The organism is Gardnerella sp. KA00255 (assembly GCF_049244095.1).
Taxonomy (GTDB): domain Bacteria; phylum Actinomycetota; class Actinomycetes; order Actinomycetales; family Bifidobacteriaceae; genus Bifidobacterium; species Bifidobacterium vaginale_F.
Genome location: NZ_CP058374.1, coordinates 728,433 through 743,313, shown reverse-complemented (window position 1 = coordinate 743,313; position 14,881 = coordinate 728,433). Strand labels below are relative to the sequence as shown.

General features: G+C 39.2%; 10 protein-coding genes. All 10 read left to right on the top strand.

What is annotated here, in order from left to right:
* Nucleotides 1–10 precede the first annotated feature (10 nt).
* The 10 genes from ffh to HXT51_RS02905 all read left to right on the top strand — a co-directional run bounded on the left by ffh (nt 11) and on the right by HXT51_RS02905 (nt 14,736).
* The gene (ffh, locus tag HXT51_RS02950) at nt 11–1,717 is read left to right on the top strand and encodes a signal recognition particle protein (protein WP_421776743.1); all 1,707 of its coding nucleotides are present in this window, start codon (nt 11–13) and stop codon (nt 1,715–1,717) included.
* Nucleotides 1,718–1,751: 34 nt separating this feature from the next.
* Entirely contained in the window at nt 1,752–3,218 is a 1,467-nt protein-coding gene (locus HXT51_RS02945; RefSeq protein ID WP_421776742.1) for a D-alanyl-D-alanine carboxypeptidase/D-alanyl-D-alanine-endopeptidase, read from the top strand.
* 7 nt (nt 3,219–3,225) lie between these two features.
* Nucleotides 3,226–4,371: a tRNA lysidine(34) synthetase TilS gene (tilS, locus tag HXT51_RS02940; protein ID WP_421776741.1), complete on the top strand. Its 1,146-nt coding sequence runs from the start codon at nt 3,226–3,228 to the stop codon at nt 4,369–4,371.
* A gap of 1 nt (nt 4,372) precedes the next feature.
* A complete protein-coding gene (gene hpt / locus HXT51_RS02935; protein ID WP_103084905.1) occupies nt 4,373–4,927 on the top strand; it encodes a hypoxanthine phosphoribosyltransferase in 555 nt (184 codons plus the stop codon).
* Nucleotides 4,928–5,101: 174 nt separating this feature from the next.
* The gene (ftsH, locus tag HXT51_RS02930; RefSeq protein ID WP_415692247.1) at nt 5,102–7,327 is read left to right on the top strand and encodes an ATP-dependent zinc metalloprotease FtsH; all 2,226 of its coding nucleotides are present in this window, start codon (nt 5,102–5,104) and stop codon (nt 7,325–7,327) included.
* 156 nt (nt 7,328–7,483) lie between these two features.
* Entirely contained in the window at nt 7,484–9,172 is a 1,689-nt protein-coding gene (locus HXT51_RS02925) for a hypothetical protein (protein ID WP_415692248.1), read from the top strand.
* Nucleotides 9,172–9,675 (top strand): DUF3180 domain-containing protein, encoded by a 504-nt coding sequence (locus tag HXT51_RS02920; RefSeq protein WP_103084868.1) that lies wholly within the window; start codon nt 9,172–9,174, stop codon nt 9,673–9,675. The genes HXT51_RS02925 and HXT51_RS02920 overlap by 1 nt, the downstream gene beginning before the upstream one ends.
* Nucleotides 9,641–10,450, top strand: coding sequence for a hypothetical protein (locus HXT51_RS02915; RefSeq protein WP_415692249.1), 810 nt, complete (start codon nt 9,641–9,643; stop codon nt 10,448–10,450). Before HXT51_RS02920 ends, HXT51_RS02915 begins: the two co-directional genes overlap by 35 nt.
* Before the next feature lie 49 nt (nt 10,451–10,499).
* Nucleotides 10,500–13,097: an HAD-IC family P-type ATPase gene (locus tag HXT51_RS02910; RefSeq protein ID WP_421776806.1), complete on the top strand. Its 2,598-nt coding sequence runs from the start codon at nt 10,500–10,502 to the stop codon at nt 13,095–13,097.
* A gap of 124 nt (nt 13,098–13,221) precedes the next feature.
* Nucleotides 13,222–14,736, top strand: coding sequence for an L-serine ammonia-lyase (locus tag HXT51_RS02905; protein WP_421776740.1), 1,515 nt, complete (start codon nt 13,222–13,224; stop codon nt 14,734–14,736).
* Nucleotides 14,737–14,881 lie beyond the last annotated feature (145 nt).

Below are 14,881 nucleotides of genomic sequence, written 5' to 3'. Positions count from 1 at the left end.
TAGAGAAACTATGGCAGTATTTAGTTCTTTAACAGACCGTCTTTCTTCTGCGTTTAAGAATTTACGCAGCAAAGGCAAGCTTTCTGATGCGGATATTGATGGTACGATTCGCGAAATTCGTCGTGCTTTACTTGATGCTGATGTGGCTCTTGAAGTAGTTAGATCTTTTACAGGTAGAGTTCGTGAGCGTGCTCTTGGGGAAGAAGTATCTCGCTCATTAAATCCAGCGCAACAAGTAGTTAAAATCGTAAATGAAGAATTAACTCAAGTGCTTGGTGCTGGTGTTGATAGACCTCTTAACTTCGCAAAATATCCGCCAACTGTAATCATGCTTGCAGGTTTGCAAGGTGCTGGTAAAACTACTCTTGCTGGAAAGTTGGGATATTGGCTTAAAGATTCAGGTCATACCCCTTTGCTTGTAGCTGCTGATTTACAACGTCCTAACGCTGTTACTCAGTTGCAAGTTGTTGGTCAACGAGCCGGTGTGCAAGTGTATGCTCCAGAAAAAGGCGTGCAAACTGGTGGAGATGACGTAGTTGTTCCAGGAAGTACGACTGGTGATCCTGTAAAAGTTGCTCGCGATGCAATTGATTTTGCGCGCGCAAAAATGTATGACACTGTTATTATCGATACTGCAGGTCGTTTAGGTGTAGACGAAGCGTTAATGCAACAAGCTCGTGATATTCGTGATGCTGTACAGCCTCAAGAAATCTTGTTTGTTATTGACGCAATGATTGGCCAGGATGCTGTTCGTACTGCTCAAGCATTCAATGAAGGCGTTGATTTTACTGGCGTTGTACTTTCTAAGCTCGATGGTGATGCTAGAGGCGGTGCTGCATTATCTGTTGCAAGCGTTACAGGTAAGCCGATTTTGTTTGCATCTACTGGCGAAGGTTTGAAAGATTTTGAAATCTTCCACCCAGATCGAATGGCTTCAAGAATCCTCGATATGGGCGATATTCTTACTCTTATCGAACAAGCTCAAAAACAGTTTGATGCCGAAGAAGCTCGTAAAGCTGCATCTAAGCTTTCAGAAGGTACATTTGGTTTTGATGATTTCTTGGATCAGCTCCAGCAAGTACGTAAGCTTGGCCCTATGAAGCAATTACTTGGAATGATTCCAGGTATGGCTCAGCATCGTAAAGAATTAGAGCAATTTGACGATAGTCAAATCGATAAGGCCGAGGCTATTATTCGTTCTATGACTCCAGCTGAACGTAGAAATCCTAAGATTATTGACGGTTCTCGTCGTGCTCGTATTGCAGCTGGTTCAGGATGTAGCGTTAGTGCTGTTAATACGTTATTGCAGCGTTTTGAACAAGCTTCAAAGTTTATGAAACGAATGGGTGGTGGAATGCCGGGAGCAGGCGGTATGCCTGGTTTTGGTGGACCTAGCAAATCAAAGCGTAAAGACAAGAAGAACTCAAAGAAAAAAGGTGGAAAGTCCGGAAATCCTATGCGTCGTGAAGCTGAAGAACAAGCATTACGCGCGCGCTTTAACGGATCTGGATCTTATAAGACTTCTGAAAATTCGTATGAGAATGATTACAACGAGAACAATCAAGAATATAATCAGCCTAATACGATGAGTCTTCCTTCAGGTTTACAGGATTTGCTTGGCTCAAAAGGTCAAGGTAATTTCCCTGATTTATCTCAAATGCCTGATTTGCCGCCAAACTTAGGAGAAGGATTAGCTGGTCTTTTCGGCTCAAAGTGATAAAAGCGTTTTAATATGATTATGGACGCGTAGCATGATTAGCAGTGATTATTCTCGTAGATTTTCTTATAGATTACGCTGGTTAACTGTTATACTTTCCGCAATATTAAGCGCTTCTTTAGTATGCTCTTATATTGCGCTTGACGTGTATGATGTTCTTCCAGGTCCTCTTACTGTATCAGCGCAAAAACATGCTACTGTTATTCAAAACCCACAGGGCGTTAGGTCTGTTCCTTATTTCGCTAATGGCGCGAGTGACGGTAGTCCGATAAATCAAAATGAAGCTAAAAAACTTATTAAAGAACTTGTAGAAACTGCTGGCGTTGGTAACGACGTTTCTGTAGTAATAGCGGATGCTAGTGGGAAAGTTGTTGCTTCTCATGCTCCTGATATTCCTAGAGAGCCAGCTTCTACAATGAAAACTTTAACAGCAGATGTTGCAACGCATGTGTTAGACATGGGTTCTACTTTAGATACAACTGTTTATTTATCTAATAACAATAATTCTCATATTGTTTTAAAAGGCAATGGAGATATGTTATTAGGCGTTGAAGAAAACGATATTAAGCATGTAAACGGTAGAGCTGGGCTAAAAACTTTAGCAGAAAAAACTGCCAAAGTTTTAAAGTCTCGCGGAATATCAGAAGTATCTCTTTCTGTTGACGATTCGCTTTTTGGGTCTAAGAGATTCCCAAGTCTTGTAAGTGAAAATGATTCAGAAGGTCGTTTTTATGCGCCAACTTCATCTATGGCTATAGATTGCGCTCGCCAGCGTGATTTTGCTCAATGGGTTAAAGCTGGTTTTGATGCTGATGATTTAGATGATTATCCTATTTTAGATAAAAATCCTGCAGAAAAAGTCGGTAAAACTTTTTCAAACTTGCTATCTAAACAAGGCGTTCAAGTAAACTTTTCTGGAGATATAAGTAAAGAAAAATCTTTGATTACTAATGAATACAGTCCGATTGCTCATATTTCATCTGCAACTTTAGGTGAAATTCTAGGATATATGCTTAGAAGATCAGACAATACTCTTGCTGAAGAATTTGGGCGTTTAATTGCTTTAGCTCGCGGGAAAAGTAATTCTCCAGAAGGAGGAACTATTGCAGTTAAAGAATCGTTGCGAGAACTTGGAATAAGCACAAACGGATTGCATATGTCTGATTGTTCCGGTCTTTCACCTAAGTCGACTGTGCTAGTTACTACTCTTGTACAAGCTCAAGCAGATAATTTGCGTTCAGGCTCAAGCCCTGCGGCTGCTCAAGGTTTATCTATCCCAGGTTTTATAGGTTCTGCTCGCAAACGTTTGCACGATGATTCTATTGTTGGAATGTTAAGAGTTAAAACAGGCGCTTTAGAACAAGTAACATCAATGTCAGGTAATGTAACTCGCAAAAAAGGCGGGACTCTTACATTTGCTGTTATTATTAACAATCCTACAGATTATTGGTTGGCTTTTAATTCAATAAGTCAATTTATAAAAAATCTTCCTGAATTATAATAAAAACATGGTGTATTCATCTCGTTGGCGTGCAGGTATAGGCGAATTAAGCCGTTGTTTTGACGAATTGCATTTAAATGTGCAAGGAAATCAATTCCTCCAGCATGGTACTCATGAGCCTTTATTCGATGCCCCTTTAGTGCTTATAGCTTGCTCAGGAGGTAGAGACTCCTTAGCTTTGGTGGCTTTAGCATCAAAAGTATGCGCTAGTAGAGGATTGAGATGCGCAGTAGTTATTGTTGATCATAATCTGCAAAGCTCTTCACATATAGTCGCAAATAATGCTGCTTTAGAGTGTGAAAAATTAGGTATTTCGAAAGATTTAATTTATATTGAATCAATTACTGTGAAAGATTGCGGAACAGGTGTTGAAGCTTCTGCGCGTGATGCAAGATATTCCGCTATTATTTCGCGTGCAAAATCGCTTAACGCTGCTGTTGTGCTATTAGCTCATACAGCTCATGATCAAGCTGAAACTGTTATTATGGGTCTTCGCGATTCTGCAGGATTAGAAGCGATAGCAGGTATGAGTGCGTTTATTGTACGAGATGGCGTGAAATTCGCGCGCCCTCTTTTACGAATCACTCGCGATGATACTACAGGTATTTGTGAAGATTGCTCAATAAAATGGTGGGATGATCCCACTAATGGTGATTTAGTTCCTTCAGATCAAGAGTTGGATAAAAAGTATCCTTTGCGCTCGCGAATACGACACACGCTTATGCCGTATATTTCCAGATTTTTCAATGCTGATATGGTGAATCTTTTAACGCGAGGCGCTGAAATTGCTCAGGACGATTTAGATTATATTAATTCACAAGTGGATGATGTTGCTTCTAAAACTATGAGCGTGGATTCTATGAATGTGAATTCTATGAGCGTGAATTTTGCAGACAACTGTTCTTCTGGGAATGTAGAAGTTATTTTAGACGTTAAAAAATTAAAAAATTGCCATATTTCTATTCGACGTCGTGTAATCGCACGCGCGCTTAATACTATGAATTTGCGATTTTCTTCAACTCATGTAAGCGCAATAGACGATCTTATAAATAATTGGCATGGTCAGAAAGCTGTTTCTTTGCCTAAACATGTTCAGGCGTGTCGTACGAGTGTTAAAAACACGCCCGTCATTCGTTTATGTAATTATAGTTAACATGCAGATTGCAGATATACGAGATGATATTGACTATGAATTAATTAGTCATGAAGACCTTATGAAGCGCATCCGTGAGGTTGCTGCTCAGGTTACTGAAGATTATAAGAACCGCGATATTTTGCTTGTTTCAGTACTTAAAGGTGCTGTTAATACTCTTGCAGTATTCTCGCAGGAATTAGGCCTTGATGCTCCAATGGATTTCATGAGTCTTTCCAGTTACGGTTCAGGTACTAAAACAAGTGGTCAGATTACTGTTCGCGAAGATTTAACTACTGATGTTCGTGGAAGAAATATTCTGATTGTGGAAGATATTGTAGATTCTGGCCGTACTTTGGATTGGTTGATTAAAGAGCTTAAAAGACGCGGTGCTGAAAGTGTTAAAGTGTTTGCTTTACTCACTAAGCCAGCTCGTCGCGAAGTTGAAGTTGATATCGCTTATACTGGCTTTGAAATTCCAGATGCTTTCGTAGTCGGATTTGGAATGGATTATGACGAGCACTATAGGAATTTAGATTCTATAGCAGTTTTGAAGCCATCTGTATACGAGTCTTGAGATTAAAAGTAGTGTTGTAAATATACTTGTTATGGTTGTTTTGCAACGCTACTTTTATAAAATACTGCCAATAATTTGATTGATGTTATTGTGCTAGTGATTTATGCTTTATATCAGTATTTATTTGTCTGAATTTATGTGTATCAATCAGGGAGTCTGAAAGGAGCCTTATTTATGGGCGCTTCTCCTATGGCACCACGTGGTCCAATGGGTAATCCTCTTGGTGGGGGTAATAACGGAAATCCGTTTGTGAATCCACGATCTCCACGTAAGGATAATGGTAATAAAAGTAATAAGAATGGTGAAAATCAAAATAATCGTAACGACAACGGCAATGATGAAGGTCGTAGACCGTTCTGGAAGTCGCCTTGGACTTGGATTATCGTTTTAGTTCTTCTTGCTGTTGCTGCATTCCAAATATTTGTGCATACAGGTCCGCAGAATATTGATACTAATGATGGTATTGCGCTGTTGAAGTCTCATAAGGCAAATTACGTAGAGATTATTGATAATAAGCAATTAGTTAAGCTTACTTTGAATGATAACTTCAAGAAGTTTGATAAGCGCAATAAGCAGAATCGTGATTACGGCAAAGAAGTACAGTTCTATTACGTTTTTGCTCAATCTAAAGATATTGTTAAGCAAGTTAAGGAAGTTGCTCCTGTAAACGGTTGGAATGTAAGCATTCAGCAGTCGGGTATTCTTTCTTACTTGTTCACTTCTATGCTTCCAATAATTATCTTCCTTGGAATGATTTGGCTGCTGTTTAGCCGCATGGGTAGTGGCGGTAGTCTTCTTGGAATGGGCGGCGCTCGTGGTCGCGGAAAGCTTATTGAAGGTAAAACTCCGAATACTAAGTTTACTGATGTTGCTGGCGAGCAATCTGCTGTTGAAGAAGTGGAAGAGATTAAAGACTTCTTGAAAGATCCTTCCCGATACAAGGCTTTGGGTGCGCGAATCCCTAGAGGCGTGTTGCTTTATGGCCCTCCAGGAACTGGTAAGACTTTATTGGCTCGTGCTATTGCTGGTGAAGCCGGTGTGCCGTTCTATGCTATGGCTGGCTCTGACTTCGTGGAAATGTTCGTAGGCCTTGGTGCTTCGCGTGTTCGTGAGCTTTTTGACGAAGCTAAGAAGAATGCTCCTGCAATTATCTTTATTGATGAGATTGATGCAGTTGGTCGTCGCCGTGGTAGTGGAATGAATGGTGGCCATGATGAGCGTGAGCAGACTCTTAATCAGTTGCTTGTTGAGATGGATGGTTTTGATAACGATACGAATTTGATTATCATCGCTGCAACTAATCGTCCTGATGTTTTGGATCCTGCATTATTGCGCCCTGGCCGTTTTGATCGTCAGGTTGCTGTTGAAGCTCCTGATTTGGAAGGCCGTGAAGCAATTTTGAAGGTTCACGCTCAAGGTAAGCCTTTTGTTCCAGATGTCGATTTGCATATGGTAGCTGTTCGTACTCCTGGTTTCACTGGTGCTGATTTGGCTAATGTGCTTAATGAAGCTGCACTTTTGTGTGCTCGTTCAGGTGCTCAGCTTATTGATAATCGCGCTATAGATGAAGCTATTGATCGAGTCCAGGCTGGACCTCGTAGAAGGTCAAAGGGTATGGCTTTGGACGAGTTGCGTAATACTGCATATCATGAGGGTGGTCACGCACTTGTTGCGGCTGCTTTGCATCATACGGATCCTGTTACTAAGGTAACTATATTGCCTCGTGGTCGTGCTCTTGGTTACACAGCTGTTATGCCTACTGCGGATCGCTATTCTGAATCACGAAATGAATTGCTTGATCAAATGGCTTATGCTATGGGTGGTCGTACAGCTGAAGAGGTTGTATTCCATGATCCAACAACTGGTGCTTCTAACGATATTGAGAAGGCTACGGCTATTGCCCGTAAGATGGTTGTTGAATATGGCTTCTCATCTAAGCTTGGCGCTGTGAAGTGGATGGATTCAGATGATGATTCTTCTGGCTCTATTGATTCCTTGCAACCTCGCAAGTTCTCGAATCGTACTGCTGAAGTAATCGATGAGGAAGTTCATAAGCTTATTGAAACTGCTCATACTGAAGCTTGGGAGATTATTAATAATAATCGCGACGTATTGGATGAGTTGGTTCGTCAATTACTTGTTAAGGAAACTTTGAACGAAAAAGAGTTGAAGGAAATCTTCGCTAATATTCGAAAAGCTCCTGAACGTAATTTGTGGCTTTCTAACGATCTTCGTCCAGATTCTGATATTCCACCTGTGGAAATTCCTGAATCTTTGAAGCGTAACGTTGCTGGTAAATCTAATTCTGATTCTGATTCTAATTCTGAAGCGGATACTAAGTCTGAGTCGGAGTCTGAGTCTAGGTCTGATTCTGATTCCAGCAATGTTGATAATCAATGATGTTTTAGGTGTAGAATATACAATAATAATTTGAGCGATTAGTAAATATTTTGCAATGTATTTTGCTTAATATTGTCGTTCAGTTGTTTTAGTTGTATAAAATATAAACATAAGATATCGATTGATAGATTCTCACGCTGATATGAGGGGGTCAACATGGATGCTATTAAATTTACGGGAATTCGCCCTATAGGCGGTAAAGCTCTTGTTGGCCCCTATCGTATTACTGGAGTTGACGTAATATTACGTCTTTTCCTTAACGCGGCTGTTAAAGGTGAAGTTGCTCAAACAGTTGATATAGTGCAAGTTACTCAACGCCTTGCTCGCGATTTGAAGTCTTGTGAGAAGGATTCGCATATTCTTGAGAATCCTTCTATAACTCTTGAACTTATTGCTGGTAAATTAGTTGAGTCAGCTTTGAGATCTTGGCAGGTTAACGAAGCTGAAATAACTGTTCATGCATCTTTTAATCAAGCTAATGATTGCTGTGCTGATAATGAAAATGGTACTGGCAATGAAAATAATGTTTCTAATGGTTTGGGCTTTGAATTAGACGATATTGCTGTAACTATTTGCAAGCAAGCAGATAATCTTGGCGATCCGCTTGAGCCGCAGATGACGTCGATGGTTAATCCAGCTTATCCTGATTATGATCTGGATTACGATGATTTTGACTACGAAGATGAAGCTGACGCTGGCAATGTAGTTGAAAATAGCGCTGTTTATGAAAATAGAAATGATAATGCAGATAATGCTGATAAAGCTAAAGACAACGCCGATTATGCAGATAGTAATGACGCTAACGATAACGGCGATAACGGCGATTATGACGACGATGACGACGACGAAAAATATTGGCCTGAATTATATAAGTCTGATTCTTATAAGCCTTACAAGTTTGGCAGTAGCGAAATAGAGTCTGATTCTGATTTAAAGTCTGATTCTGAATTGGATGAAAACGCAGATTCATCTGTTTCGCGAGGCGTTTCACACAATGTTCCACAAAATATTAGAAATAATTTTGGTAATAAAGACGAAATTAATAGCGAAAACAAAAGTGAAAATAGCACCAAGAACAACGTAAACAACGCAAACAACAACGATTCCGATAGTAAAAATGGATTAAATGAAATCGACTATCGAGATATTCGTAATCATATGCCTTCAATGAAGAATCTAGGATTTGTGCAGCACGGATCCTTCTTATCTTATGATGCTATTAATGATGAGCGCTTTGAAGAAATCTTCCCTAGATATAGCAATACAAATTACGATGATATAGATGACGATGGTACTGATAAGGAATATAAGCCTAGGGTTTCTGATTATTTCCCTATGCGCACAGTAACTATTGTTGTAATGAGGGGTCTTGCTAAGAATAAAACTCGATTAGCTATGTATGACACTATGGTTGCTTTTGAGCAAAGTAAGAAAATTATCATGCGTATTGATGGTATTTCTGCTTTGTATCTTTCAACTATAGGTAGCAATGATGAATATACTGCTGCATGCGTTGTTAGCTCTAATGTTGATGAGTATGAAACTATTCAGCGAGTTATAGAAGTTGCTAAAGCTCATGAGCCAGAGTTGAAAACAACTATTGTTGGAATGAGATTGTATAGCACTCCGCCAAAGGTCACTCAATCTGTTGATACCAGTATTTTAGATCCAAATGATGCTTCAATCGCATTACTACATCCTTCTGCAGCAGATTTGCGTCCGTGGTTGCAGATTGAAGAAGATGCTTTCCTTGACGGTAATCCTTTAGGATATCTAATTGCATTTACTGAAGATTCTGCTAACGTTGGTATTTACTCAGAACATTGGATTATGGGGAATTGCTGATGAAAGCTTATCGCACGCCTTGGTGGTATTTCGTACTTGGTTGCATTGCAGGACTAGCTCTTGGTGCTATGTCTGTTTCTGTAACCGAGTCAAGTTCGCTTGTAATTGCAGGCGCTCCTTGGATAGCCCTGGTTGTGCTTGTTTTCATTGGTATTGTGACGCTTGTGCTAGCATTGCAAACTCATCAATATGCAACAGCTAAACCTAAAGATCGTAAAATGCCTAATCACGCTCGTTCTGTTATTGCACTTATGCTTTCAAAATCTCTTGGTATGGCTTCTGCGATTCTAATGGGCTGGTATCTTGGGCAGATTTTTATGTCTATTTCGCATATTGATATTGTTGTATACGGCAATGTTGTTCGCGAATGTGCTATAGCTGCTTTTGTTTGCTTTTTAGATATGATTGTTGGAATTGTGGGGGAATGGTTATGTCAAATACCTCCAGAAGATCGCGGTGAATCCACTAATGATTCTCAAAGAGCTTCAGCTTCTATTTCGTAATCTTTTTGCGATAGATAAGCATGCGATAGATAAAACTATGATGGATAAGTCTACGTTTAATATGCGTGTATTTGATAGGCGTTTATTAAATATAAATCTTCGCGATTTTTATAAATTTTTTATTGTACTTATCGTAAGTTTTATGGTTATATCTCTTGGGGCATGTGAGCCTGAAGGTAAAGCTGTTGGGGATTCGGGAAGTATTAACGATATAGTCCATGATGGCGTCGATTTGAATGATATAAATATTTTCGTTTTGGGATCTTCGCGTTTTTCTCTTGATAATTACATTTTAGATGAGTGCAAAAAGTATGGTATGAAAGCTTCATATGTTGCACTTTTTGGTATTAAGAATTCCTCTAGTTCTGCTTATGATGCGCTTAAGGAAGCTACTTATCGTCAAATGTCATTAATAATTATTGATGAAATTGACGTTGATTCGCAAGATTCTGTTTATTCAAGTGAATCAGCTAAATCATCTGGTTCCAAAACTGAAGAAGCAGATAAAAAAGCAACTGAAAAAGCAACTGAAAAATCATTTGAAGAAGCTTTGCAAGATGTTCGTAGAGCAGGAATTCCGGTACTGCTTGTAAATCCTATTAAAGCTCCTGAAGATAGCACGCTTTATGCTGCTAAAGCGTATTCGAAAACTTATTTAGATAAAAAATCTATTTCGAAAACTAAATCAGCAAAATACGAATCGTTGCAAAATATAGTAAAGGCGTTAATTAACGATACTCCGCATTCAAGGGAAGTGATTATAGATGGTAGATAGTATTCGCAAACATTCAAAAACAAATTGCGATAAATCTGAAGCAGATTCAATGTCTAATATAGATCTTCCGGATGTGAAAGAATGCGGATTGCTAAGCAAGCAAGTTGAAGAAGCTGTATCTAAAGGCAATGTGAATGTTACAGCTAAAAGAACTTCTCGTTCTGTTGCAGATATTATACGAGCTAATGTTTTCACTTTATTTAATGCGATTATTTTTACTGCAATGGTTGTTGTATTAATAACCGGATCGTGGAAAGATGCTGTTTTTGGCGGTGTTATTTTAGTTAATACCGGCATAGGAATTATTACAGAGCTTAAAGCAAAACATACTTTAGATAAACTTTCTATTCTTATTGCTGCTCGCGCAATAGTTAGACGAGATGGTGAAAATAAACAGATTGATCACAAAGATATAGTTTTAGGCGATATTCTTTGGGTGCGTGCAGGTGAGCAGGTGCCAGCAGACGTTGAAGTATTGGATTCTTGGGGTCTTGAAATGGATGAATCCATGCTTACTGGCGAATCTGCTACTGTTCGTAAAGCTATTGGAGATTCTGTATATTCTGGATCTACTGCTGTTTCGGGCGTTGCTTTAACGAAAGTAACAGCTGTAGGAGAGCATAGTTATGCGTCTAAATTAGCTGCCCAGGCCAAGGTTTATACGAAAACAATTTCAGATTTAAGTCGTGGAATTAATACGATTTTGAAATATATGACTATCGTAGTTGTGCCGTTATGTGTTTTGCTAGTGTGCTCGCAGATGTATAAGGTTGGAGGATTTGTTGAGGCTTGGCACACTGGAGCATGGCGTGGGGCAATTGTTTCTGCTGTAGCTGGAGTTGTTGGAATGATTCCTGAGGGATTAGTGCTTCTTACATCCCTTAATTTTGCTGTTGCTGCAATGCGTCTTGCGCGTAAGAAGACTTTAGTTCAGGAGCTTGAATCTGTAGAAACCTTAGCCAGAGTTGATTGTTTAAATCTTGATAAGACTGGAACTATTACAGATGGCGGTATTGCGTTTGTTGGAGTTGAAAGTATTGGTAGTTTTGAATCTGATACTGAATCTGATACCGAATCTGAGATTGAAGCGGATATTAATCAGGCTCTTTATGATTTGTCGAATGAAGAAAATCCAAATGCTACCGGTAAAGCAATTATTGAAGGCTTGAAAGAAAGTGGCATTAAGCCGCGCGAAAATATTGTAAAAAGGCTGCCATTTTCGTCTTCTCGAAAGTGGAGTGCGATTTGCTATTCGCGTTCAAATGGCGAATTAGACACATGGTATATGGGTGCTCCGGAAGTTTTAATAAGCGCGTTTAAAAAATCCGATAATTCAAGCGAAGATTATTCGTCGATTTTGCAAAGAGTTAATTCCTATGCGCAACAAGGTGAGCGTGTGCTTCTATTAGCGCATATTTGCAATAAATCTGAGGTTTCTGCTTCTGAGGTTTCTGCTTCTGAGGGCCTTGATTTTAAGGGTTTTGGTTCTGAAAGTTTTGCAGATAATCCTACTATTTGCAAAGAAGCTAAGCCGGTTGCAATAATTCGTTGTTGTGAACGAGTGCGTGAAGATGCTTATAAAACTCTTTCGTGGTTCCGTGAACAAGGCGTACGTTGTCGTGTTATTTCTGGAGATAATCCTACTACTGTGGCCGCTGTTGCTGAAAAAGTTGGTTTAACAGGTAATCGTAAGCCAATAGCAATGGATGCTCGAGAGCTTCCAAGTGATATTAATGAATTAGCTAAAGTTTTAGATAATGTAGATGTTCTTGGTCGTGTTCTTCCAGATCAAAAGAAAGCGATTGTTCAAGCATTGCATTCTCAAGGTCATATTGTTGCTATGACTGGCGATGGAGTTAACGATACTCTTGCGTTAAAAGAAGCGGATCTTGGTGTTGCTATGGGTAATGCGGCTCCTGCTGCTAAAGCTGTAGCGCAAGTAGTTCTTGTGGATTCTCAATTTTCTCACATGCCGGATGTTGTAGCTCGTGGGCGACAAGTTATGGCAAATATGGAGCGCGTAGCAGGATTATTCTTAGTTAAAACTGTATATTCAGCATTGATTTCTGCAGGAGTTGTATTGCTGGGATTGAAATTCCCTTATTTGCCTCGTCATATTACTTATATTGGCTCGTTAACTATTGGAATTCCAGCGTTTTTGCTAGCTCTGGCTCCTAATACTCGTCGTTATATGCCTGGATTCTTAAAGCGAGTAGTACGTTTTGCTATTCCAAGTGGTTTGGCAATAGCTTTATCTGTGCTAGCTGCTTCTGTAATTGCTCCAAGCGTTTTGGGTATAAAAGTTCCAGATACTAACGTGATAAGAAATTCTGCGGCAATGCCTAGCATATGCGCTGTAATTGTTTTTGTAATAAGTATTTTAGTGTTATCTCGTGTTTCAAAACCAATATTCTCATGGCGCGGAATTATGGTCTTATGTTTCACTATTGCTGGGATTTTAGGCGCTTTTATACCATTTACATCACGATTCTTTGAATTGCATATACCTACGCATGGCATAGAGCTTATATTTATGCTTGTTGCAATTATTTGCGCAATAGTTTTATGGGTTTTGTGCTTATTAGTATCTAATTTGATTAGTTCAAAATTGATTGATTTGAAATCTTTAGATAATAAAGGTAAATAAGCAAATAAGCAAATAATCTAAGGAAAGCATATTTAAATACACGAAAATACATCAAAATATGTAGAAGTGTGTCGGAACGCGTTAGATTTATGTTTACAATAGAAATGTGTTCAGTATTTTAGAAATGTTTTCTGTTGGGGTTGGTCCTAGTTCTTCTCATACAGTGGGACCTATGCGCGCTGCTTATGCTTTTGTTAAGTCACTTAAAGATAAAGGCATATTATCTAAAGTTAATCATATAACTGTTACTCTTTATGGTTCGTTATCGCTTACTGGTTTAGGTCACGGTACAGATCGTGCTTGTGTAGCTGGTCTTGAAGGTAATCTTCCAGATGATGTTGATACAGAACATATGATGACTATTCGTGAGGATTGTAAAAAAACAGGTACTTTAACTCTTGCTCATGAGCATACGATTTCTTTTGATTACGATGAAGACGTTATTTTTGAAAAATGGAAGCGTATGGTTTCTCATCCAAATGGTATGCGATTTATTGCGAAAGATTCGGATGGGAATTTAGTTGATGAACAAGTATGGTATTCGATTGGTGGCGGATTTATACGTCAAGGTTTTGCCGACGATGCAATGATTGGATTGCACGATCGCGTTACCGAGCAGGACGAAAGTAATAAAACTGAGGATAGCGGCAAGGATAGCGCAGAGGATAGCGGCGAAAATAACGGCAAAGATAACACTGATACTAGTAGCGAAGATAATAAAACTAAAGATTCTACAGTTCCGTATCCTTTCACTTCTTGCGATGAGCTTATAAGAATTTGCCGTAAAGAACATATGTCTATAAGCGATGTCGTATGGCAAAATGAGTTAGCTTTACATGAAGGCGATTCGAATTATGTGAGGAATTACTTATTACATGTTTGGAATGTAATGAGCAAATGCGTGGAAAATGGTTGTAATTCAAAGCAGCCGATTTTGCCAGGCGGATTAGATGTTCCAAGGCGCGCTCCGCATATGTATGAAAGACTTGCTGCAAATTCGGATATGCTTAAGAGTAATCGCAGGAGAGTTGATTTAGCTTTAGAAAGTTCAGATTCTGCTTGGGTTAATCTTTTTGCGCTCGCAGTTAGTGAGGAAAATGCCGGCGGAGGTAGGATTGTAACTGCTCCTACAAATGGTTCCGCTGGAATAATACCGGCAGTTTTGCAATACTATTGGAGATTTGTTGATTCTTCTGATGAAGATGGCATTGTGCGATTTTTGTTAGCTGCAGGTGCTGTAGGGTATCTGTTTAAACGCAATGCTTCTATTTCTGGAGCGGAAGTTGGTTGCCAAGGTGAAGTTGGTTCAGCATGTTCTATGGCTGCAGCAGGATTATGTGAAGTTTTAGGTGGAACTCCTGAACAAGTAGAAAATGCTGCTGAAATTGGAATTGAGCACCACTTAGGTTTAACTTGTGATCCTGTAGGTGGATTAGTGCAAATCCCATGTATAGAACGTAATGCTATGGCTGCTAATACTGCAATTAATGCAGTAAGAATGGCTATGCTAGGAGATGGATCTCATATTGTAAGCCTTGATAAAGCTATTAAAACAATGAAAGAAACTGGTCACGATATGATGTCGAAATATCGTGAAACTTCAAAAGGCGGCTTGGCTGTAAACGTAGTAGAGTGTTAGATGTTTATGCATGAAGTAGTATCTTATTAAATCTTGCGCAATAGTCTAGCAAACGTAACAATTGGGTGCTAATCTAAAACACGCTACAAAAACTATGCAATTGTATAATTTACTGTTGTTAATAGCTTTTAATGATTTTGATAGA